Source organism: Pseudomaricurvus alkylphenolicus (assembly GCF_011683955.1).
In the GTDB taxonomy this organism is placed as follows: Bacteria; Pseudomonadota; Gammaproteobacteria; order Pseudomonadales; family Cellvibrionaceae; genus Pseudomaricurvus; species Pseudomaricurvus alkylphenolicus.
On record NZ_JAAQPI010000007.1, the window covers coordinates 190,354 to 211,772 of the forward strand.

Sequence of the window (21,419 nt, forward strand, 5' to 3'; positions counted from 1 at the left end):
TTCAAGAAACGGGAGATTTTTGTGATGCCTATTCCACTCATTTTCAAGAAAGGATGGATTTCCGGCGCCATCAGCATAGCGGCAATTTGCACGGCTAACACAACGTTAGCCGCCGATGCCAATAACACCTTTAGCCTGAACAAAGGTTTTGAAAGCGCCTACCAATATAACATGGCTTCAAAAGCCGGATGCCTGCTGTTCATCGGTGGCCTGGTCAGCATCGATAAGGAAGGCCGGGTTGTGGGCAAGGGCCAACCGGAAACCGAAGCGAAACAGATATATAGTCAGTTGGAAGAGACACTGGCTGCTCACCAATTAACCTTAAAACATGTGGTGCGTGAATCCTTTTACGCTACCGATCTGGATTCATTAGCCGCGGCTATTCCCGTTCGTAATCGCTACTACGAACAGGCAAGCGCAAGTTTTCCGTCGACAGTGGGCGCGGAGGTCAGCAAGCTGGGGCTCGAAGGAATTACGCTCGAAATGACAGCTATCGCCAACACTTGTACAGATCGGTCGTAACTCTTGTTTCTTAACCCAGGTTTCGTAAACCATGTTTTTTTATAACCTCATTTTAGGTCATTGACATATGAAACACTTGATTATCTACACCCACCCTAACCCCGAGAGTTTTAACCATGCGATTCTGGAAACCGTCGTGGAAACCCTGGATAAGCAAGGACACGAATTCCGAGTTGCCGATCTTTATCGAGATAAGTTCAATCCCGTTCTTGCAGCGGAGGACTTTATCGCGTTCAGTAAGGGGGAAACACCCCGGGACATTCAGGAGTATCAGGATCTGATTCAGTGGGCCGACAATCTGATTTTTATTTACCCCACCTGGTGGTTTGATCGCCCGGCGATGTTGCAAGGTTGGATAGACCGGGTACTCTCTCATGGCTTTGCGTTCCTCGAAGACGCCAATGGATTCGAAGGGCTGATGACTGACAAGAGTGCATCTGTCTACATAACCTTTGGCGGCAAAGAGGAGGACATAGCAACTCAGATCGGGCTGGAAACCATTACCGGCGCCATGACACTGGGCACCCTGGAGCTGGTAGGCATGAGTCCGGTGAGCGTCTATCCCTTCTATGAGGTACCAACCACCAGCGATGAAAACCGCAAGACCATGCTGGAATCGGTACGCCAATCCTTAACGCTCGACTAGTTCATCCTCTCTCCTTTGGGAAGCCAGCTGGTAGGGGCTTCCCCTTTTTCGAAGCGCCGGATAGTTCGTCCTCACTATTACCGGTGCGAATACTCTGCCATAAGCAGAATAAATTTCAGCCAATCTATCGGGGCTGATAGCCTCGGGTAAACCCCTATGGCCCATGAGAATTAACGACGTGACCACTGACACCTCCTTCGCCAAAGAAATGCTTGCCGAGCTTAACCCCGACGGCTACACCAGCCTGGTTGAGCGTTTTGTGGAAGCCTGCCGCACCTACGCCAATCAACCGGCCTTTAACTGCCTGGGCCAGGACCTGACTTTCGCCGAACTGGAGCAGAAAACCCGCGACTTTGCGGCCTGGCTGTTGAGCGATGGCGGTTTGCAAGCGGGTGATCGCTTGGCTGTACAACTGCCCAACCTTATTCAATATCCGGTGGTGGCTTGGGGCGCGATTCGTGCCGGGGTCATTTTGGTCAATACCAATCCCCTTTACACAGAGAGAGAATTGGTACATCAGTTCAATGATTCTGGCGCCAAGAAATTAGTGGTATTAGCCGATCTATTGCCCCTGGTGGAAAAAGTGATCCCGCAAACCGGGGTGGAACAGGTCATTGTTACCAACGCCCTGGATATGATTCAGCCGCAACCGGCGCCGGATTCCTCAATCGCCTCACTGGTCACCTTGCCTGAGGTGTTGGCCGCTGGCGCTGATAAGGCACTGCCGGACGTATCTCTCTCAATGGACAGCACCCTGGTACTGCAATACACCGGCGGTACCACCGGTGTTGCCAAAGGCGCCGTGCTCACCCACGCCAACTTTTTTGCCTGTGCCAAGCAGGTGGAACGGGCGGCGGACATTTGGGAAGAAGGCAAAGAGATCTTTATTGCTCCGCTACCGATCTATCACGTGTATGGTTTCAATACGTATTTAATGGGTATGATTTTCCGGGGCGGCATGTCGGTTCTGATCCCCAACCCCAGAGATCTGGACGCCATGATGACGTCGATGAAGCCCTACCGTTTTACCGGATTTGCGGGTATTAACACCCTGTTTGTCAGTATGCTCAATCATCCCATGATCGACGATATCGATTTCAGTGCATTAAAACTTACCATTTCCGGCGGCTCCGCCCTGATGATGGACGTAGCCAACAAATGGGAAGAAAAAACCGGCTGCCGCATCAGCGAAGGCTACGGATTGTCAGAAACCGCCGCCACGGTTTCCTTTAACCGCCCCGGCTTTCAGCAGGTGGGGACCATTGGAGAGCCCATACCCTGTACCCAGGTAAGAATCGTCGACGCCGAGGGCGAGGAAGTCAGCGAGGGCGAGGAAGGTGAACTGTTGGCACGCGGACCACAGATTATGCGCGGTTATTGGAATCGCCCGGAGGCTACCGCTGAAGCCATTGACGAACAGGGCTGGTTCAAGACTGGCGATATCGCCGTGCGCCAACCCGACGGTTATCTGAAAATCGTTGATCGCAAAAAAGACATGATCATCGTCTCCGGCTTTAATGTTTACCCCAATGAAATCGAAGACATCGCTTCCAGCCACGACGGCGTGCTGGAATGTGCGGCGGTGGGCGTTGATGATGAAAAATCCGGCGAGGCTGTGAAGCTGTTTGTGGTTAAGGCCAATCCTGATTTGACCGCCGACAACCTGCGCGCCCACTGCCGTCAGCAGCTTACCGCTTACAAAGTACCCAAGCACATTGAATTTCTGGAAGAGCTACCGAAATCCAACGTGGGTAAGATCTTGCGAAGGGAATTGCGGACGTAAATCCTTTTTCCGGGTAGGCCCGCAACCTGCTGAGGTAATGGGCACTATGCGCTACAATGATCATCCTTTTGCACCACGCCGCCGAGGTGGGTCCGTTACAACGACGGCGCGTCCGCCTCGTAGGTGATGCCCATATCCTTGGTCTGTTCCTTAACCGCACCAAATATCTGGTAATCCAACGAAGTTTCGGCCGTCTCCATTGCTTCCACCTTTTTCTTGATAAAATCCTTACGTTGTTTCGACAAGGTGCGGATTTCTTCCTTCAGCGCCTGACGCTTTTGGGCTTTTTCGGCGATAACTGCCTTCTGTTCCTCCGGGGACATCGCCTGCATAGGCGCGGGCAGCTCCGCTACGGCAACTTCCTCCAGCGCAATACGGCCGCTAGCGACATCATCCACCAATTCACCTTCACCGAGAAAATTCTTCTTGCCGCTGCCGGAAGCATTAAACCCGGCACGTTTGGCTTGTGCGGCAGCTGATGATTCACGGTGCAGCTTTTCGGTTGCCTTCAACTTGGCCATCTGTTTCTTTTTCTGTTCGGCGTTGCCATAGTACACACGGGTTTCATCCAAAGAGCGCGACAAAGCCGCAATGCGGTCATCAAACGGCGTGGCAACCGCCACCGCACTCCCGGACTGCTCCACCTGGAAGTAACGACCACCGGCGAGCTGAGCGATTTGCTGCCAGGGCAAAGTCGTATCCTGATGCTCACCGCACTGAATGGTATTGACAATAATGCCTTGTGCATTGGCAGCCTGCAGGCTCTGCGGGTACTTGACGTCGTCCTGATAATCCATATGAGGAGGGGCGTCACCTACGAGAAAAACCACTCGATAAGCATCTGAGTCCTGGCTCCAGGAAATTTTGTGAATGCTGTCATAGAGCGCCGCATTGACACTCTCCGGTCCGTCCCCGCCACCGGCGGCTTCAAAATCCATTAATGTGCTGTAGACGGAATCAAGATCCGAAGACAGGTCTATCACACGCGTAACGTAGGCATCACCGCGATCCCGATAGGCAACAAGGCCAATGGAGATTTCCGGCGCGGGATCCGCCTGGGCCATGGTTGTGGCAATAGACCAGATATTTTCCTTGGCCGCTTGAATCAGTCCGCCCATACTGCCAGTGGTGTCCAGAGCAAACACCACCTCGATTTTTGGGCGTTTTTGTACAATGGGAGCGGTGAGGGATTGCTCCGGATTGGTCGCTGTATGGGAAGCCGGCGGGTTGAATTTGGAAATTGCCGTTTCGGCTTCAGGGTACCAGGCGATAGTTGCTGCAGTGGCGCCTAGTAATGCAACGGCCAGCAATTTGGTCGGCACGGAAATGCGTGTTGAAGCGTTCATAGTCTTCTCCCGTATCAGGGTTGAGAGGATAAAAGCGCCCGCAGGGCGGACTGTGCTGAGCGGTGTGCTCGATGAAATCCGGACTCCAGGTCCGGGCTGTCTTTATCACTGCGATGTTGAAATTGTTGAATGAATACGAACAGGGCTTGGCAGAGGAAGAAGGTCCAAAGGGACAACCCCACGCTGCCGGTATATTGCAGCGCCCAAAGGGCTGCGACGAAGCTGGCGGCTTGTAAGATCGAGTCGGTCAACGCAGAAACCAGTCGAGGATAAAACCAGAGGCAGCGCGCCAACCACAGGGGGCCAAGGTAGAATGATGCGTGCCCCCAAAGATCGAAACCGATGACCCAAGGCAACAATAACGCCCCCGCAAGCAAGGTCACGAACAGCAGCGATACACTTTGGCCATTGCTTTGATGCCCAAGAAGCAGAAGGTAAGCGGCCGCTGAGAAGGTGATAACGAGCCGCCAGCTGATGTCGCTACCCAACAGGGGTTCAATGACGCTTTGCAGGACACCGCCAAATACGCTGATGAACAGAGCAAAGCCGACACCCGCACCGAATGAGAGCTTACCCATGGGGCTCACCCCCCAGTTGCTGCTCGCGCTGTTGTTTTGCCTGCAACAGCGCCAGCTCCACCTCGTCATTCCCGATCGAGATATTGCAGGGGCTTGGCTCCAACGGAGAAGAACCCGCCCCCAATAACAAGTCTGCTTTTTGGCGCACGCCCTCCAATTGGTGACGCTGGCGATTCAGCAGTTGTTGCCGTTCGCAGAGCAAGGCCTCCCGCTGCCGCGAACCCTGTTGGAGGCTGGCCATCAAACGCCGGGATTCCAACTGCCGCCGGACCAGGCTCCGCGCCAAGGCTTCATCGCCAGTGGCCAGACAGGCATCCAACTCGCTGTCCAGTTGCTGCAACAGTTGCTTAAGCTCTAGACTTCGCGCTGCAGCTGCGTCCTGCTCCTGTTGCAGCCGCCGCACCGCCTGCTCTGTGCGTTCCAGCTCTGCCTCCATCTCGCGAATCGCCTGTTTCAGCAGTATTTGCGGCTGTTCCAGATGATCGAGTAAATGGTGTAAGTCCGCCTGGCAAAGTCTCAGTAACCGTCTTACAAGGGCCATAGGTGCCTCCGCAACCAACCGTGTTTACTATCGGCTTCTCTATGGGTGCAGCTTAAGCCCGGACCACACTCGTCAGTAGGCCCGCTTTGGTAAACATGATGTCGGTGAGTTTACATAGCGTTTACATGCAAAGGCCGTGGCTGAGTGATAGGCTTGTAAGGGTATGAGAGCATGGGAATCGGGAAATGGAGAGGAAGCTGAACCTGCTGATTGTTGAAGACGAACCCGCCATCCGGACCGGGCTGGTGGATGTATTCGTCTTTCACGGATTTGAGGTAGAGTTCGCCGAAGATGGCAACACCGGGCTGACGAAAGCCCTGAGTGGCCGATTTGATATGATTTTGCTCGACATTATGCTGCCCGGCATCGATGGTTATGAGATCTGCCGACGGATTCGGGAACAGGACCGGGATCAACCCATCATTATGCTGACGGCCAAATCCAGCGACGAGGAAATCATTCAGGGTCTGACACTGGGCGCCGATGACTATGTCGCCAAGCCCTTTTCCGTGGCCCAGCTGGTATTGCGGGTGCAATCCGTATTGCGCCGTTCGCGTGCTCTGCAAGAGCAGCAAAACCGCCTGCAGCTGGGCGACACCAGCATTGATCTGGAAAACCTGAACGGTTGCTGCGGAGACAGGCCCCTGGCGTTTACCCGTCGGGAAATCGAAGTTCTCCAATACCTGCTGGCGCACTCTGAACGGCCGGTACCCCGAGAAGAGTTGCTCAACAAGGTGTGGGGCTACGACCGCACGATGGATATCGAAACACGTACCGTAGACATCCATATTGCCAAACTGCGGCGCAAGCTGGAAATGGATCCCAAACACCCAAAGCATCTGGTTACCGTGCGTGGCGCCGGTTATCGTCTGGTAGTGGACTGAGTGATGCGAGCCGGAACCAACCTCAGGCGGTTGCAGCTGCTGTTGGTGCTGTTTTTTCTCGCCATCGCTATACCCTCGGTGGTTCTGGTCCGGCACGCCTATAGTCAGTTGAAGTGGGAAGCTTTTTATCAGTTCCGTGCGCAAGCCGAGTCTCTGTCGGCTCGTATTGATGAACAGCTGCAGCGTTTTGTGAGTAAAGAAGAAGCCAGGCCCTCAACGGATTATCAGTTTTTGGTGATTGCTGAAAACACAAACTTCCTGCAACCCTCTCCGTTGTCCCGTTGGCCGCTGAGCTCCGATGTTCCCGGCCTGATCGGCTATTTTCAGCTCAATGCCCAGGGAGCTTTCAGCTCGCCAATATTGCCCCTGCTTGAGCGTGAGGCTACGCAATATGGAGTGACCGTGGATCAGCTCGCAGAACGCAAACGAGTGCGAGACCGGATCCTGAATATTCTGTTAGATAACCGGTTGGCGGAAAGCCCTTCATTGCCGGCACACTTGGCCGGCTCATCCATGGGAGCAACTGCCGCCGCTGTTGATTCCGAAGATGCCGCCGACATGAGTGCTGGAGCGGCCCTCGCTCCAGCACTTGAAGAAGAGGCGGGCACCATACTGCAAGAATCAGTGATGCAAGCAGCCGATCCTCCACAGGACTTTCGCGGATTTAAAGATCAGCTTACCAATCGCAAGATGAAAAAATCCAGCGGCGAATACACCCGGGTTGATGATCTCAGGCTGCAACGCAACTATCTGGAACCGCAGCAGGCGAAGGAAAAGCAACTCAAACTCGAACAAAAACAACACCTGGCCCCGGAACCCGAGTTAACGGTGGCCAGGTCATCCTTGCCGAAAAAACTGCGCAGCCCACGCAAGGAAAAAACCACGCTGGCCCCTGTAGAGGTCGCTGATGCTCAATCAGCAGAAGAGAGGGCGACCCCAAAACGCATTACCGTGTTTGAAAGCGAAGTCGATCCCTTTGACTTTGCGCTGTTGGACAGCGGCCACTTTGTGCTGTATCGCAATGTCTGGCGCGATGGTCAACGCAGTATCCAGGGGGGGCTTATCGAACAGTCCGCATTTCTGCAGGGGCTGACCCAATCCGTATTTCCTGATAACGAACTGTCCACCGTCGGGCAATTGCTGCTGGCGTTTCAGGGGAATGTCCTGTCCGTGGCCGGTGGCTATGCCAACGTTCCACAGGCAAGCGGGAGCGGCGAGCTGTTGCTGCAAACCCGCCTCTCCGCTCCTTTCAGCGATTTGGAGTTAATCTATAGCCTGCAACAGTTACCCACCGGACAGAGTGCCCGGGTCATCAGCTGGACTGCCCTGATACTGGCGCTGGTGCTAATAACAGGCATTGCATTGATATATTTGCTTGGCCGACGACAAATCGCTCTGTCTCAACAGCAACAGGATTTTGTCTCCTCCGTCAGTCACGAACTGAAAACACCACTGACATCCATTCGAATGTACAGTGAAATTCTTCGAGAAGGCTGGGCGGACGAAACCAAACGCAAGAGCTATTACGAATTTATATTTGATGAAAGCGAGCGTTTGTCTCGGTTGATCGCCAATGTATTGCAGTTGGCACGTATGAACCGCAATGACATTCAGCTGGACATCAAGGTCTACTCTGTAGCAGAACTGCTGGACCAAATGCGTTCCAAACTCAGCTCGCAGATCGACAGTGCGGATTTCGAGTTAAACCTCTCTATACCGGACCAAACGAGCCAGGTGATGGTCGACCGGGATGTGCTTGCCCAGGTATTGATCAATCTGGTAGACAACGCCCTTAAATTCTCTTCAAAGGCCGACAAAAAAGTCGTGGACGTTAGTGTACTCGATGGAGACAATAATCAAGTTGTCATTGCGGTAAGGGACTATGGCCCCGGTATCCCCAAGGCGCAAATAAAAAAGATATTCCGGCTGTTTTACCGGGCGGAAAATGAGCTGACGCGAGAAACCGTAGGCACTGGCATTGGTCTGGCCCTGGTAAATCAGTTGGTACACGCCCTCGGTGGCAAAGTGGATGTCATCAATCGGGAACCCGGCGCCGAGTTCAGGGTCACACTGCCTAGAGCCAAGGTACATCAATAGCCTAGAGCCCGACGGAGGCACCGGACAGGGAATGAACACAAACTGGCGAAGCCTGCTGATTCGCGTATCGGCCCTATTGCTGTTTCTGGCGGTGGTAGCCCTGTTGGCACTCTATGTCGCCCTCCAGAACCTGGCCCCGGTACTGCGCGCCACCCTGCAGGAGGAGTTTTCCGCCTACGGTGTCGAGCAGGTGGCTATCAGCCCTATCGAGTTGGATTGGGGAGGACTGCAGAGCCAATCCGTTCGACTGCAGGGTCAATCCGAGGCCTACCAATTCCAATTAGAGCTACAGGATCTGCATTTCCAGTACCGATGGCGGGGTCTGCAGCAACTCCAACTGCAGAAGCTCGCTGTTGGCAGCGGCGAATTGTTACTGCAGCTGACCGATAATGCCAGCCCACCCCCTTCCCAGGATTCAGCACCGATTCAGCTTCTGGCGGCTATGCTGCCCCAACAATGGTTGCAGGCCGTGCCGCTAAAGCACCTGCAACTGGAACAATTACAGCTGACAGTAAAGGGTGACAACTTGCCGGAATTACACACCAGCGCCCGCTTGCACAAAAGGGATGACCAGTTGTGGGTTCATCTGCTCGAAGCCACAGGTCAGGAGTTGACCCTGGAGTCGACACCGGAGCAACCGCTGCAGCTGGCTCTTAGCCTGGTGGGTGAGGAGCGAGCGCAGGCAGCAAAGCTGGATGCTTCCCTGGCGGCCGTTAATGATGCCGATGACGACCTTGAGTGGCTGATTTCCGGCTTGGTGGATTACACCGCTCTGCGCCAGTTGCTTGAACTGAAGCTGCCATCCACACTGCGAGAACAACTGCAGTCGGTTCCGCCTTTAGCGGGTTCTACAGAATTTGAGTTGACTCTCAAGCATGCCCCCCGATTAAACACCGATATTTCCACATTACCAACTCAGATCAATCTCAATGGTACCAGTCGTACTGCCCTGCAGTTATCTGAAGCTTATGAGGCCTTGCCCCCGTTTGCCTTAGATATACACCACAGCCTGGAGTGGCGGGATGCCCTGCTGACGTTGACGTTACTGGATACCGCAAACCTGAATACCACCATGGCAGCCTCCGAGCAGACCGGAAACCAGCCCCTGCCGGCTCAATTGCATCTGCCCGCTGACACGCAAGTACTGGCAGATGCTAAGGGTCTTAAGCAGCTGACTCTCAGCAATGGCTTTTTTTCTGTGGGTGACTATCAACTGGGCGCACAGGTAAACCTGGCTTCCGTGCAATTGCAACGTGGCTGGATACTGGAAGCCAGCACCAGCCTGTCTTTGCAATGGCATAGCCAGACAGTTCCCGAGCTGCAATCACAATGGCAGATTCAAGGTGAAGGTGACCGTTGGCAGCTCAATCTGCGGCAACAGATGGCGGCGATTGGCGCTGAGCAGGTGTTAAATGGGCAGTGGAACGCCTCCGAACAGACCGGTGAGCTTGAAACTCGCATTGAGATCGGGCGCCTTACGGATGCTATTGCGTTGGTGCGACAGTTAGCACCATTGCCGCTGGATGTTGAACTGGCCGATGGTCGGTTGCAACTGGACGCGAACATGACCGGTCAAGGGGCAGACCCCGGCTTCTGGAGCAAGCAGGTAAAGCTCCAGGCCCACAACCTCGAAGGATTGGCTGAGGGAATCGGTTTTAGCGGACTTGAGTTGACCGGCAGCTTTAAAGAACGTGATCATGACTGGTACAGTACCACTCCCATCAAGCTCAACCTGGCCAAGGTTCATCCCGGCGTACCCATGAGCGATACACAAATGGTCCTGAATTTGAAAAGCGCAACCCGGCCAGCCATGGAGGTAAAAGCCTATTCCAGCCGCTTGCTCGGCGGCAGCCTTTTCAGCCCCAAACCCTTTTACATTGATCTGACTAAAGAGAGCAACCCGTTTGTATTGCAATTAAAGGACTGGGATCTCTCCCAACTGGTTGCATTGCATCAACAGCCAGGGTTGGAAGCCAACGGCATACTCGATGGTGAACTGCCTCTGGACTATGGCAGCCAGGGGCTGACCATGAATCAGGGTCAGGTGAGTGCACGCAGCCCCGGCGGATTAATTCGCTACCAACCCGACACCGCCACGCAGGCACTGGTGGATACCCATCCCGAATTACAGCTGGCCACCAAGCTGTTGTCGAACTTGCGCTATCAGGAGTTGCAATGCGACGTGAACTACGAAACAGACGGCAAACTGTTGATGGGCTTAACCTTGGCCGGTAACAACCCCAATGAATTCGATGGTCGCGATGTGCGTTTCAATATCAATTTGGAACAAAACCTGCTCGACCTGTTTAAGAGCTTGCGCCTGACAGACACCTTTACCGATAATCTGGAAAAGAAACTCGCCCAATAAGGGCCTCAACACAATGAGCCAATGGTAATGCTATGAAACCAATGATCAACACTCTACCCGGCCTGTGGCGATTAATACCACTGGCACTGGTGGCCACACTCTGGGGCTGCACACCAACCGTGCAAGTGCAGGCCCCGGAGAAGCCGATCACCATTAACCTCAACATCAAAATTGAACATGAGATTCGCGTCAAAGTGGATAAAGAGCTGGACGAGCTCTTCTCCGAAGACAGCGAACTCTTCTAACTACAGGGACCAACACTATGATGAAATCCATTTCTGCCAAATTGGGTAAGCTTCCGCGTTTCCTGCAGCAGTTGATACTTATCGCCAGTATCGCTCTTTCACCTCTGGCATGGGCCATTGATCTGCAAAGCGCCAAGAGTCAGGGGCTGGTCGGCGAGACCGCAAATGGTTATCTGGAAGTGGTTAAACCCAAAAGTGCCCCGGAAATTCACCGGTTGGTTAACGACGTTAACGGCAAGCGCCGTCAGAAATACCAGGCCATCGCCACCAAGAACAAAATCAGCCTGCAGGCAGTGGAAGCGCGCGCCGGTGAGCGCGCCATCGCCAAAACCAAAGCCGGGCAGTTTATCAAACCCGCCGGGAGCAGCTGGAAAAAGAAATAGAGGGTTAGTGCCCTTTATTTCTTTTCACGACTTGCGTAAGCCTTGGGGGTACAACCCACTTCGTTTTTAAAGACCTTGGTAAAGTAAGACGCGCTGTCCATCTCCAGGCGGTGGGCAATTTCGGTCACAGACAAGCTGGATGAACGCAACAGATACTTGGCCGCGTCTATCTTGCGCTGAACCATAAACTGGTTAAAGGTGACCCCATAGGTCTTTTTAAACTTGCTCATAAAGTGAGAGCGCGACAGGTGGCACAACTCCGCTGCCTGCTCCACACTCAGCTGATATCGGTGATGAGCGTTGAGGTACTTGACCAGAGGCGCGAAAGCGCCGGCATTGGCCACCCCGGAGCTAATACCGCTGGCGGCAATTTTCTCAAAAAACAGGCAGAGAATCAGATCCAGAGCCCCATTCAGTGTGGTGGGACAGTGCTCCTCCCCTCCAGACTCCTCCAGACTCTGACACCACCGCAATAGCCCCAGTAAACACTCAAAATCCTGCGCCGTGGCATCTGCCAGCAAAGCGCCCTCCGGTAGAAGAAAGTCAGGATTGATGCGACTGACCTTCGACGCCTCGAAATGCAGAACGTGATAAATCTGGTGTCCTGGCTGGACCACAAAACTGTGAATCGTGTCGGGGGGCACAAACACCACCTGACCCCGACCGATTGTGCGGCTCTCGCCTCCGCAGAACATCTCCCCCTCAATCGCCTCATAAACCACCATCTCACAGATGTCATGAAAGTGATGATTGACCCGCCATTCCTGAGTGAGATCCCGTTCAATTCGGCTTAGATTGACACCCTGTTGTTCTGGAAACAGGATCTTCTGGTGGTAGGGTTCTTGGCTGCGAACTGAATTCGGCAAAGGCAAACTCCATACTATAGTTACATTTTATCGTCTAATTGAGCTATTTCGACGAGCATAGCAAGACTAATATAGCATCACAGTTGAATAATTTGGGAGGCACAAATGGTCAAAGAGCTTATAGATCCGGAATTGCTGGTCGAGCCCGAAGTCAACATGGACTTCGATCTATGGGCAGATCTGCCCACCACTCGAACGCTATACAATCAGATGATGCGCGATCGAATCGCCGATATCCCGGTCAGGGAAGACGTGCCCTTCCAGGACCAGGATATCAATGGGCTCGACGGCGACCCCCGTGTAAAGGTTAGAGTTTATCGACCCTCCCGCCTGCAGGGCCCTGCGCCTGCCATCCTCTGGATTCATGGTGGCGGCTACTTCCTGGGAGCCATCGACAGCGAAACCCCCATTATGCAGACCATGGCTGACGGCGTTGGCTGCACCATTGTATCGGTGGAATATCGTCTCGCCCCGGAACACCCCTTTCCGGCGCCGTTGAATGACTGTTACGCGACGCTCAAGTGGATGGTGGAAAACTCCGGCACTCTGGAAATCAATCCGAAAAAAATTGCGGTGGTCGGCATCAGCGCCGGCGGCGGCCTGGCGGCGGCTCTGGCACTGATGGTTCGTGAGCGGAAAGAATACTCGCTGGTCTACCAGCTGCTGTTTTGCCCAATGCTGGATGATCGCAACGACCAACCTTCCACACATTTTGAACTGACCGGTATTGCCTGGGATCGCGATTCCAACCGCAAGGGCTGGGATGCTTATCTGGGTGAAGGCGACCCGGAGTCACTGCCTTGTTACGCCGTACCTGCGCGAGCCGAGGACCTCAGTGGCTTGCCCCCCGCCTACATCGGCGTCGGCAGTCTGGATTTATTTTTGGATGAAAACATCCTCTATGCACGGCGCTTGCTGGAAGCGGGTGTTCCGGCGGAGCTGCACATCTTTCCCGGCGGCACCCACGCGTTTGAATTTAAAGTTCCCGGCGCACGGGTATCGAAACGAGCACATACCATCTATTTTGATGTGCTGAAGCACGCGTTTGATATTGACTGAACAACTGGATTATCCATTGAAGACAGCTCAGTCGTCTCAACCCATACACCATTTACCGCCAAATGGGTTAGAATCACTGCCCTGATTGCAACTTTGGGCAGTAGAGGATTCCCGCTATGAGCGACACTTGGGACGATTACGCTGACGACTGGGATACCAATGCGTCCGTTATTGCTTATGCAGACAACGCCTATCAATCCTTAATTGCAAAGCTCGACATCGATGGATTTCGCATCCTCGATTTCGGCTGTGGGACTGGCCTGCTCACCGAAAAACTGTCCCGACACGCCACATCAATCGTCGCTCTGGATCCCTCCTCAAAAATGATTGACGTTCTTGATGCAAAACGCATCGGCAACGTGAATACCATTTCATCTGAACTGTCTCAGAGTGAGATAGATGAAAACCCTCTGTTAGGAGAAGAATTTGAGCTTATCGTTGCCTCATCCTCACTGGCCTTTGTTCCGGACTTTGGCAACACCCTTAAATTACTCAAACAGCTGCTGAAAAGAGAGGGACGCTTGGTCCAGTGGGACTGGCTCAAGCAGGAAAATGAACCGGGAAGTGGTTTTTCAGAAAAAGAAATTAGGGAAGCCTACGAACGAGCTGGTTTCTCGAACTACTCAGTGACTCTTCCATTCTCTATGGAAAATGGCGAAGATTCCATCGAAGTCATAATGGCAGTCGCCAACAATCAGTAAAACTACAAATTGTCGGTACATACTCCAAAACACCCCATAAGGTTGAGGCATTAAACAACGAGAACTACAGAGTCAAGGGTGGCTGGTGCGTTGTTTTCGGAGCATAAAAGAGGAGCGCCGAAGGAGTGAAAAAGACCGGCGTTTTTTGCCGGGCTTTTTCGGGACTGAGGGTACCCCGGAGGGGCGCCCGACAGCTCCGAAAACAACGTACCAGCTGCCCGTTATGGCACCAAACCTGACGGCTCCTGCAACCTCAAACACCGAACCAGTAATGCCTGTTAAGCCTCTTCAGCATCATACTGTTTTTCCAAAGCATCAGCCTTCTGCGCCGCAGGGCGAGACTTAATCCTCTCCAGATACTCTGCCAACTTCGGGAAATGATCCAGCCCCACACTGGCAGCCACAGCCTCAAACACAAACGCATTTAAAATATCCGCAGCCGTAAACTGCTCACCCACCAAATAAGTCCGACTCTCCAACAACTGATTGACGTACCCCAGATTGGCAATCATATTGCGAGTGGAATACTCACCCAACTTACAGTCCTGGCTATTATCCGCGCTCAAAATAAACGTAGCGATCAACGGAAAGGCTGCCGTCCCCTCCGCAAAATGCAACCACTGAATATAATCCACATACTCAACCGTACCCGGCTGCGGCACCAGCGTATCCGCACCATAAGTCGCTGCCAGATACTCCGTAATCGCGCCCGACTCCGCCACCGTCAAATCGCCATCCTCAATCACCGGAGACTTGCCCAACGGATGAACCGCCCGCAACTCCGCCGGCGCCAAACGCGTCTGCGCATCCCGCTGGTACGACTTGATCTCATAATCAACACCCAGCTCCTCCAACAACCAGATGATACGCTTGGAACGCGACTTATTCAGATGGTGCAACCTAATCATAAAACTCTCTCTCCTTACTGGGATGTCATCGTATTGAAAGACGGCTAACTCGCATCCGCACCGCGATCAGCCAAGGAACCGTAAGAACGGGGCGCCGTAGCCGGCGCCGGCTTATCGCCACGCTGCCAACTGAAGAAACGCTCAACCCACGCCAACAACGCCTCGGGCTTACGAGCCCGCTTCCACTCGCCGGCTGCGTACTTGTTCATCTCAGCCAGAGTCGGATAAATATGGATCGTGCCGAGAATTTTATTGAGGCCGATATTGTGTTTCATCGCCATCACATACTCAGCGATCAAATCACCGGCCTGTTCCCCCACAATCGTCACACCCAGGATCTTATCCTTGCCGGGTACCGTCAGCACCTTCACAAAGCCATGAGCCTCCTCATCGGCGATAGCCCGATCCAACTCCGCCACATCAAAACAAGTGACCTCGTAATCAATCCCCTGCTCCTTCGCATCGAGCTCATTGAGCCCTACCCGAGCCACCTCAGGCTCGGTAAAAGTGGCCCAGGGAATTACCGAATAATCCACTTTGAAAGACTTAAAGCGCCCAAACAATGCGTTAACCGCCGCATACCAGGCTTGATGCGCAGAGGTGTGAGTAAACTGATAAGGCCCAATTACATCACCCACTGCATAAATATTGGGATAACGGGTCTGCAGGTACTCGTTTACAGCGATAGTGCCATTAGGATTGGTTTCTACACCCAGCTCCTGCAGCCCAAAGCCCTGACTGTTGGCGGCACGACCCACTGCCACCAGGACGCGATCAAATTCAATCTCTACCTTTTCGTCACCATGCTCGCAAATCAAAATCTGGCGACCATCGCGCTTCACAAACTCCACCGCCTTATGGTCGACCCTGACATCCACTCCCTCAGCGGCAAAACGCTGCTGCACGGCGGTGGAAACATCCTCGTCTTCACGAATCATCAGACGCGGCAACATCTCCACCTGAGTCACCTTACTGCCCAGACGGGCAAAACTCTGACTCAGTTCACACCCAATCGGACCGCCACCCAATACCAACAAACGCTCAGGCTGCTCCTGCAACTGCCACAAATTGTCCGAGGTCAGAATATCAATATCCTCCACCCCTTTAATCGGCGGAACAAACGGACGCGCACCGGTAGCCACCACAATATTACGCGTGGTAATGGTCTGGCCGTTGACTTCCACCGTCCAGGGAGACGTAATCCTGGCCTCACCCTGCACCACGTTTACGCCCAGGTTGGTATAGCGCTCGATGGAATCATGAGGTTCGATGTCTTTTATCACCCGCTGCACACGAGCCATAATATCGCCAAAGCTGAACTCCACATCCGCCTTGCGAAAACCCAGATCTGAAGCACGGCTGGCATCAGCCATAAATTTGCTCGAACGAATTAACGCTTTGGAAGGCACACAACCGGTGTTGAGACAGTCACCACCCATTTGGTGCCTTTCGATCAGCGTCACTCGCGCCTTCACCATCGCCGCGATATAAGCCGTTACCAAACCTCCGGAGCCCGCGCCGAGCACCACGATGTCCTCATCAAACTGCGTAGGCTTGGGATGGTTCTTGTAAACCTGACGACGTTTGACCAACGCCACCAAATGCCGGGCAAACCAGGGGAACAAACCCAGCAGCACAAATGACAGAATAATGGGCGCGGAGACAATGCCCTGCAGGGAATCGATATTGGCAATCTGAGTACCCGCGTTGACGTAGACCGCCGTTCCCGCCAGCATACCCACCTGGCTGACCCAGAAAAAGGTGCGCGCCGGCATCCGAGTCAGACCCATCGCCAGGTTGATGACAAAGAAAGGAACTACGGGCACAAGACGCAGTGTAAACAAATACAGCGCCCCCTCTTTTGCAACGCCGGTGTTGATGGTTTTGAGCTGCGAAGCAAAACGCTTTTGAACAACATCCCGCAGCAATAACCGCGACACTAACATCGCCAGTGTCGCCCCCAGCGTCGATGCAAAGGAAACAATAATCAGCCCTTCAAGCAAGCCAAATAGTGCACCGGCAATCAGTGTCATCAGCGCGGCACCGGGAATGGAGAGGGCGGTAACAGCCACATAGACGCCAAAGAAAATCACCACACTGAGCAGGTGTCGAGTGGCTACAAACTCATCCACGGCGGCCTGTTGTGACTTAAAGTACTCCAGACTCAGGAATCGGGTGGCATCAAAATAATAGACCGCCGCGAGGGCAGCGGCGATCACAATCAACAGCAAGACTTTGGTGCGGCTCATGCAAGAACTCCGGCTTCAAATAAATAACCCGCCCGACAATCACAAGGGCGGTAATACATTGAGCTTGTTGACATCACGCTCCGGTATACGTTCCCAATATTGCGTTGGATTATCGCAGATAGAGTTCGCGAAACTGCTCGTAGCGCTTACGGTTTACCCCCATATCCGAGTAACCGGCGCGGGATTGAGAGCGAAAATGCAGCACCCCGTTGGCTTCATCAATATAGAACTCCACATCATCGCGATAGCGCATCACAGGCGTGGTGAACACACTGTAGAGGTAGGGGCCATCCTGGCGCTGAATCTCGTTACCACCCATAGCCTCCAGCACAGCCACGACAGCAACCATGGTCGCCTCGCGGCTGCCCCTGGCGGGAAGCGGCTCGACTCGCTTGTCCGTCTGATCAGTCTGAGTGGATACCGCATTTGGTTTGTCCGGCATTGGCGCCAGCTGGCCGTTCTGGTGACCCAAGTGGGAGGGTGCGGTAAGGTTTTGAGCCAGCAGGGAACACCCCCCCAGAACGATCAAACCGCTTAGAACCAGAACAACCTTCTTAATGGATTTCATGGGACTGCCGCCTTAAGTTGTGCACAATTTAATTGCACCAAATTTATACAGACAAACCCCTAAAGTCAATAGTATCAGGGGCGGCAAGATTGACTGCCGAGTCACGCCCAGGGTTGGGAAATCGCTCGTTCCACTAAAGGGAAAATGGCCATTTGGTAGATCTTGATGGTCTCACTGCGATCCCGGCCGTGGGCGTGTGGCTGGTCGTAATAGATGCTGTTGGCGGTATGGTAGAGAAACCTGCCTGTATTCATCAGGGCATGGCGTGGCCAAGTGGAGCCGTAATTCTGCAGCAGATGCACGTAGAAGTCGGCGATGGCATCCGTATGCTGCCGCTCCATCTGCTGCAGCTCCTCGCTGGTAAAAATGGCGTGATCCAGCTCCCGCACCAGCTTGATATGCTCCTCACTGGCCAGAAAGTCATCGTCCATGCGTTTAAATAATTTCTTCCAGCCCAGAGTTTCACTGAGCTCGAGGTAGCGCTCGCAGCCCTCCAGCACCTCATCCAGCATCTTGCGGTTGATGGCGTATACCAGGGCTTCTTTGTTGGGAAAGTACTGGTACAGCGAAGCAATGCTGATATCTGCCTCTTTGGCGACACGATTGGTACTGAAGGAGTCATAGCCCTCGTCGATCAGCAGCTGCTCGGCCACCTCAAGCAACTTAGCGACCCGCTGTTTGGCGCGGGCCTGTTTGGGGGCTTTTCGTAACTGGACCAACGGGCTCTCCGGACTGGTTTGGTTCACATCCGTGAACTGGCTCCTGCCGGTTTCCGGACGACGCTGCAGCCAGCTATTGTAGTGGGTCCGGTGCAGTCAACCAAGCGATCAGTCTATCGAGCAATTGGAAACACCTGCCCTTCAAACACCGTTCCCCAAATCGAAATGTCTTTCAGCTGCGATAGGGGAATCCGGTAGGGGTCCGCTACCAGCACCGTAAAGTCTGCTTTTTTACCAACAGCGATGCTACCCACCTCCTGCTCCATTCGAATCGCATGGGCCGCGTCAATGGTCACCGCCCGAAGTGCCTGATCCAATGTCAATTTAAGGTCTGACGCCATCTCAGTCCCCGCGGCCGTTTTACGGTTGGCCGCGACCCAGGCCAGGGTCAGAGGCTCCACCGGAGCCATGGTAAAGTCGGAATGCAGAGATAAGGGCACACCATGCTTTACCAAAGAGCCGGCCCGAACAATTTCGGACGCCCGTTCCGCACCCAATCCAATCTCTGAGTACTTGTCCCCCAAGGCATACAGATAATAGGGATTGGCGGAAACCAATGCCCCCAACTCAGCCATGCGAGCGCTTTGCGCTTCGGTGGAGTAGCCGAGGTGATGCAGGGTTGTACGATGGTCATCCTTGGGATGCTCCTGTTGTAACTTTTCCAGGATATCCAAAACCACCTCAGTGCCTTTGTCACCATTGCTGTGAATATGAAGCTGGTAGCCGGCCTGCCAATAGGCCCGCGCGGCATTCTCCAGGAGTTCCGGTTCCATCAGCCACTCACCATGGTGTCCATCCAGATAACCGGGATCGTTCATTTGCATCAGCTGAGAAAAGAACGCACCATCGGCCAGTAATTTGACTTGTTTGACGAATTTCAGCTTCTCGCTGTTGCGCTCTGGCAATCCGCTGATTGTGTGCATTGACTGCTCGTCACCGGGCGCCCCACCGAAGCTGGCAGCAGATGGAATCATCAGTGTCCTAAACGGTGTTTGTTCGCTGTCGAGAACGGCCTTTAGATGGGGCCACTCCATGTTGAGGCCAAACATGCCTGCTGCCATGTCCGCAATAGTGGTGACGCCACCGCGATGTACTGCCTCACGCACGCTTTCGAGCCCGCCTCGAAACCAGTTGGGAGCTAGAATTTTTGGCCCCAGATGTGCGAATGCAAACGGCAGCGCAGTTTCGTAAAAATGGCCTTTGTCCCAATCAATATGTGGGTGTCCTGCCACCTTATCAGCGGTAATGTTCAGAGCTTTGAGGGCCGGCGTATTGATATAGATTTCATGAAAGGAGCGATGCCAGACAATAATCGGACGCCGGCTGGAAATCCCATCAAGATCTTGACGACTGATGCCTCCGTGGAAATAGTGGTGGTAGCCCCAGGTAAACAGCCATTCATCGCCCTTTGTTTCAGTTTCCTTTTGTTGCAATGCCTGGAGATAGGCTTCCCTTCCCTGCACACCCTTGACGCTTTGGCCAGGCACCTGCCAATCAAAGGGGGTGATAAAGGCCATCGGCAACAAAACAGCAGCCATAGATGGGTGCAGGTGATTGTCGATTAATCCCGGCATCAACACCTTGTCCGCGAAGCTGGAGTCCACCCGATACGGCCGCCCCCCCAGTTGCTGTTGAATTTCCGCCTGAGAACCCACAGCAACAATTCTTCCATCGGCAACTGCCACAGCTTCCGCCCGGGGGCGGTCCGATTCCATTGTGATGATTTCCGCTGCCGTGTAGATCGCTACGGGTTCACCCGCTTGAGTAGTGACACTCAGCAAGAGCGCCACCAGGGTTATGATTCTCATCGAACATTCGCCTTCGCTTGTTGCTGACTTGAGGCCTGATCGTGGAAACTGATTTGCTGATAACCTCCGCGCGTATCCATATCCGTGGTCAGTATACGATCTCCATCCAAATCCAGATCGTTCAAGTCCATATAGCGAATATTGTGATCCTCATAACTGCGGAAGTAAAAGCGTCGGTTGCTGATATCGGATACCGACACCCACTGGGTATGATCGTAGTGAGGGGTGCCCGTTACCGTTCCTCGTGCCGCCCCCTTGGGAATATCGATATTGTTGATCAGGTGCCAGGCGAGACTCACCCCCTCCTCGGCATTATTTGCGGGTATCGCTGAATGCAACAACGCAGCCGCCCGAACAAATCGTGATGGCGGCGTAAAGTCACCGGGCAGACCGATCATTCCTGAGCCCTCACCAAAGGGTTTTAACGTCATGGCATCACTCAGGTTAAGCTGCTTAACGTTATCTGCGTGCAAATTTACATAGTTCCGCAAATTGGTCAGATGCCAATCAAAGCTGGGGGCGTTGGTAAAAACCCCAACGGGGTTTTCATGCAATATCAATTCACCTTTGATAGGTTCAATGACCAAGGCCCGACCGGTTTCGTCCTGCACCATCCAATGCAGGGGAAACACAAAGTCCTCTCCCCAGGGCTTGTGGAAAGTTTCCACAATGTCGACGTCGGCTAGACCTTTGACCACAGCGTCGACTGAATCGAAGTTCCCCAACAGCCAGCCGGTGACATCCAGCGGACGCATTGCGCGCGACTGCTGCGAAGACTTAAGTTGAGCGTATTCGGCAAAGCCCGGGAAATAGAAGACACCGACATGCAGCCCCTTCTCGTTGAAACCCTCTCCCATATAGTTCTGTTCCAGGGCGCTGGCGCCGAGGTAAGCGTAACGGTTTTTCCATTCAGCCCCCGACTTGCCGTCGTTGAGCTGACTCTGAAAGCTTTGCTGTCTGGGCACAAACGTCAATTCTGACTCCAAGGGCAACCCAAATTCCAGAGTACGGGCAAAGATCACACTGCCATCCAAAGCCTTTACCTGAATACCGGTACAGGCCATTAGCGCTGGCGACCAGACCAACAGGATACTCAGGCACCAGACCAAACCAGATGATGTGCTAGTGTTATTTCTGTTCATAAGCAG

The 21,419-nt window shown here is 53.6% G+C and carries 20 protein-coding genes; 10 read left to right on the forward strand and 10 right to left on the reverse strand.

The genetic code is table 11. From position 1 onward, the window contains the following. The first annotated feature begins 24 nt into the window (after positions 1–24). From HBA55_RS18595 to HBA55_RS18605, 3 genes are all read left to right on the forward strand, one after another. Positions 25–522 (forward strand): RidA family protein, encoded by a 498-nt coding sequence (locus tag HBA55_RS18595; RefSeq protein WP_166994542.1) that lies wholly within the window; start codon positions 25–27, stop codon positions 520–522. 67 nt (positions 523–589) lie between these two features. Then, positions 590–1,168 carry an NAD(P)H-dependent oxidoreductase gene (locus tag HBA55_RS18600; RefSeq protein WP_166994544.1) on the forward strand — a complete coding sequence of 193 codons (579 nt, stop codon included), beginning with the start codon at positions 590–592 and terminating at the stop codon, positions 1,166–1,168. A 163-nt stretch (positions 1,169–1,331) separates the two neighbouring features. Beyond that, the gene (locus HBA55_RS18605; RefSeq protein ID WP_206019868.1) at positions 1,332–2,951 is read left to right on the forward strand and encodes an AMP-binding protein; all 1,620 of its coding nucleotides are present in this window, start codon (positions 1,332–1,334) and stop codon (positions 2,949–2,951) included. A 95-nt stretch (positions 2,952–3,046) separates the two neighbouring features. Here the strand turns inward: HBA55_RS18605 and HBA55_RS18610 are convergent, their stop codons facing one another. Genes HBA55_RS18610 through HBA55_RS18620 form a run of 3 tightly spaced genes read right to left on the reverse strand, consistent with a single transcriptional unit; the run spans position 3,047 to position 5,416 of the window. Continuing rightward, a complete protein-coding gene (locus tag HBA55_RS18610) occupies positions 3,047–4,297 on the reverse strand; it encodes a vWA domain-containing protein (RefSeq protein WP_166994546.1) in 1,251 nt (416 codons plus the stop codon). A gap of 14 nt (positions 4,298–4,311) precedes the next feature. Then, positions 4,312–4,875 carry a hypothetical protein gene (locus HBA55_RS18615; RefSeq protein WP_166994548.1) on the reverse strand — a complete coding sequence of 188 codons (564 nt, stop codon included), beginning with the start codon at positions 4,873–4,875 and terminating at the stop codon, positions 4,312–4,314. Beyond that, positions 4,868–5,416 carry a PspA/IM30 family protein gene (locus HBA55_RS18620; RefSeq protein WP_166994550.1) on the reverse strand — a complete coding sequence of 183 codons (549 nt, stop codon included), beginning with the start codon at positions 5,414–5,416 and terminating at the stop codon, positions 4,868–4,870. Before HBA55_RS18620 ends, HBA55_RS18615 begins: the two co-directional genes overlap by 8 nt. Positions 5,417–5,601: 185 nt before the next feature. Here HBA55_RS18620 and HBA55_RS18625 point away from each other — a divergent pair, with 185 nt between their 5' ends. Genes HBA55_RS18625 through HBA55_RS18645 form a run of 5 tightly spaced genes read left to right on the forward strand, consistent with a single transcriptional unit; the run spans position 5,602 to position 11,393 of the window. Next, a complete protein-coding gene (locus HBA55_RS18625; protein ID WP_166994552.1) occupies positions 5,602–6,300 on the forward strand; it encodes a response regulator transcription factor in 699 nt (232 codons plus the stop codon). A 3-nt stretch (positions 6,301–6,303) separates the two neighbouring features. Continuing rightward, entirely contained in the window at positions 6,304–8,397 is a 2,094-nt protein-coding gene (locus tag HBA55_RS18630; RefSeq protein WP_166994554.1) for a sensor histidine kinase, read from the forward strand. A gap of 31 nt (positions 8,398–8,428) precedes the next feature. After that, positions 8,429–10,765 carry an intermembrane phospholipid transport YdbH family protein gene (locus HBA55_RS18635; protein WP_166994556.1) on the forward strand — a complete coding sequence of 779 codons (2,337 nt, stop codon included), beginning with the start codon at positions 8,429–8,431 and terminating at the stop codon, positions 10,763–10,765. Positions 10,766–10,797: 32 nt separating this feature from the next. After that, positions 10,798–11,010 (forward strand): YnbE family lipoprotein, encoded by a 213-nt coding sequence (locus HBA55_RS18640; RefSeq protein ID WP_166994558.1) that lies wholly within the window; start codon positions 10,798–10,800, stop codon positions 11,008–11,010. Positions 11,011–11,027: 17 nt separating this feature from the next. After that, positions 11,028–11,393 (forward strand): YdbL family probable chaperone protein, encoded by a 366-nt coding sequence (locus tag HBA55_RS18645; RefSeq protein WP_206019869.1) that lies wholly within the window; start codon positions 11,028–11,030, stop codon positions 11,391–11,393. Positions 11,394–11,407: 14 nt separating this feature from the next. Here the strand turns inward: HBA55_RS18645 and HBA55_RS18650 are convergent, their stop codons facing one another. Further along, positions 11,408–12,259 (reverse strand): helix-turn-helix transcriptional regulator, encoded by an 852-nt coding sequence (locus tag HBA55_RS18650; protein WP_166994560.1) that lies wholly within the window; start codon positions 12,257–12,259, stop codon positions 11,408–11,410. Positions 12,260–12,364: 105 nt separating this feature from the next. On the opposite strand from HBA55_RS18650, the gene HBA55_RS18655 reads away from it, so the two are divergent. Together HBA55_RS18655 and HBA55_RS18660 are read left to right on the forward strand one after the other, a co-directional pair. Further along, positions 12,365–13,318 (forward strand): alpha/beta hydrolase, encoded by a 954-nt coding sequence (locus tag HBA55_RS18655; RefSeq protein ID WP_166994562.1) that lies wholly within the window; start codon positions 12,365–12,367, stop codon positions 13,316–13,318. A 116-nt stretch (positions 13,319–13,434) separates the two neighbouring features. Beyond that, a complete protein-coding gene (locus HBA55_RS18660) occupies positions 13,435–14,019 on the forward strand; it encodes a class I SAM-dependent DNA methyltransferase (RefSeq protein ID WP_166994564.1) in 585 nt (194 codons plus the stop codon). A gap of 278 nt (positions 14,020–14,297) precedes the next feature. On the opposite strand, the gene HBA55_RS18665 is transcribed toward HBA55_RS18660, so the two are convergent. From HBA55_RS18665 to HBA55_RS18690, 6 genes are all read right to left on the reverse strand, one after another. Continuing rightward, positions 14,298–14,927: a glutathione S-transferase family protein gene (locus HBA55_RS18665; RefSeq protein ID WP_166994565.1), complete on the reverse strand. Its 630-nt coding sequence runs from the start codon at positions 14,925–14,927 to the stop codon at positions 14,298–14,300. Positions 14,928–14,971: 44 nt separating this feature from the next. After that, positions 14,972–17,176, reverse strand: coding sequence for a dihydrolipoyl dehydrogenase (gene lpdA / locus HBA55_RS18670; RefSeq protein WP_166994567.1), 2,205 nt, complete (start codon positions 17,174–17,176; stop codon positions 14,972–14,974). Positions 17,177–17,285: 109 nt separating this feature from the next. Continuing rightward, the gene (locus HBA55_RS18675; RefSeq protein WP_166994569.1) at positions 17,286–17,744 is read right to left on the reverse strand and encodes a DUF1499 domain-containing protein; all 459 of its coding nucleotides are present in this window, start codon (positions 17,742–17,744) and stop codon (positions 17,286–17,288) included. A 101-nt stretch (positions 17,745–17,845) separates the two neighbouring features. Beyond that, the gene (locus HBA55_RS18680) at positions 17,846–18,490 is read right to left on the reverse strand and encodes a TetR family transcriptional regulator (protein ID WP_166994571.1); all 645 of its coding nucleotides are present in this window, start codon (positions 18,488–18,490) and stop codon (positions 17,846–17,848) included. An 86-nt stretch (positions 18,491–18,576) separates the two neighbouring features. Continuing rightward, complete coding sequence (locus tag HBA55_RS18685; RefSeq protein ID WP_166994573.1) at positions 18,577–20,271, reverse strand: amidohydrolase; 1,695 nt, start codon at positions 20,269–20,271, stop codon at positions 18,577–18,579. Continuing rightward, positions 20,268–21,413 carry a linear amide C-N hydrolase gene (locus tag HBA55_RS18690; protein WP_166994575.1) on the reverse strand — a complete coding sequence of 382 codons (1,146 nt, stop codon included), beginning with the start codon at positions 21,411–21,413 and terminating at the stop codon, positions 20,268–20,270. Before HBA55_RS18690 ends, HBA55_RS18685 begins: the two co-directional genes overlap by 4 nt. Between the last annotated feature and the right edge of the window lie 6 nt (positions 21,414–21,419).

Excerpts from the sequence above, each read along its gene's own strand:
- HBA55_RS18595 (WP_166994542.1), top strand. The coding sequence starts at position 25 with ATGCCTATTCCACTCATTTTCAAGAAAGGATGGATTTCCGGCGCCATC.
- HBA55_RS18600 (WP_166994544.1), top strand. The coding sequence starts at position 590 with ATGAAACACTTGATTATCTACACCCACCCTAACCCCGAGAGTTTTAAC.
- HBA55_RS18605 (WP_206019868.1), top strand. The coding sequence starts at position 1,332 with ATGAGAATTAACGACGTGACCACTGACACCTCCTTCGCCAAAGAAATG.
- HBA55_RS18610 (WP_166994546.1), bottom strand. The coding sequence starts at position 4,297 with ATGAACGCTTCAACACGCATTTCCGTGCCGACCAAATTGCTGGCCGTT.
- HBA55_RS18615 (WP_166994548.1), bottom strand. The coding sequence starts at position 4,875 with ATGGGTAAGCTCTCATTCGGTGCGGGTGTCGGCTTTGCTCTGTTCATC.
- HBA55_RS18620 (WP_166994550.1), bottom strand. The coding sequence starts at position 5,416 with ATGGCCCTTGTAAGACGGTTACTGAGACTTTGCCAGGCGGACTTACAC.
- HBA55_RS18625 (WP_166994552.1), top strand. The coding sequence starts at position 5,602 with ATGGAGAGGAAGCTGAACCTGCTGATTGTTGAAGACGAACCCGCCATC.
- HBA55_RS18630 (WP_166994554.1), top strand. The coding sequence starts at position 6,304 with ATGCGAGCCGGAACCAACCTCAGGCGGTTGCAGCTGCTGTTGGTGCTG.
- HBA55_RS18635 (WP_166994556.1), top strand. The coding sequence starts at position 8,429 with ATGAACACAAACTGGCGAAGCCTGCTGATTCGCGTATCGGCCCTATTG.
- HBA55_RS18640 (WP_166994558.1), top strand. The coding sequence starts at position 10,798 with ATGAAACCAATGATCAACACTCTACCCGGCCTGTGGCGATTAATACCA.
- HBA55_RS18645 (WP_206019869.1), top strand. The coding sequence starts at position 11,028 with ATGATGAAATCCATTTCTGCCAAATTGGGTAAGCTTCCGCGTTTCCTG.
- HBA55_RS18655 (WP_166994562.1), top strand. The coding sequence starts at position 12,365 with ATGGTCAAAGAGCTTATAGATCCGGAATTGCTGGTCGAGCCCGAAGTC.
- HBA55_RS18660 (WP_166994564.1), top strand. The coding sequence starts at position 13,435 with ATGAGCGACACTTGGGACGATTACGCTGACGACTGGGATACCAATGCG.
- HBA55_RS18665 (WP_166994565.1), bottom strand. The coding sequence starts at position 14,927 with ATGATTAGGTTGCACCATCTGAATAAGTCGCGTTCCAAGCGTATCATC.
- lpdA (WP_166994567.1), bottom strand. The coding sequence starts at position 17,176 with ATGAGCCGCACCAAAGTCTTGCTGTTGATTGTGATCGCCGCTGCCCTC.
- HBA55_RS18675 (WP_166994569.1), bottom strand. The coding sequence starts at position 17,744 with ATGAAATCCATTAAGAAGGTTGTTCTGGTTCTAAGCGGTTTGATCGTT.
- HBA55_RS18685 (WP_166994573.1), bottom strand. The coding sequence starts at position 20,271 with ATGAGAATCATAACCCTGGTGGCGCTCTTGCTGAGTGTCACTACTCAA.
- HBA55_RS18690 (WP_166994575.1), bottom strand. The coding sequence starts at position 21,413 with ATGAACAGAAATAACACTAGCACATCATCTGGTTTGGTCTGGTGCCTG.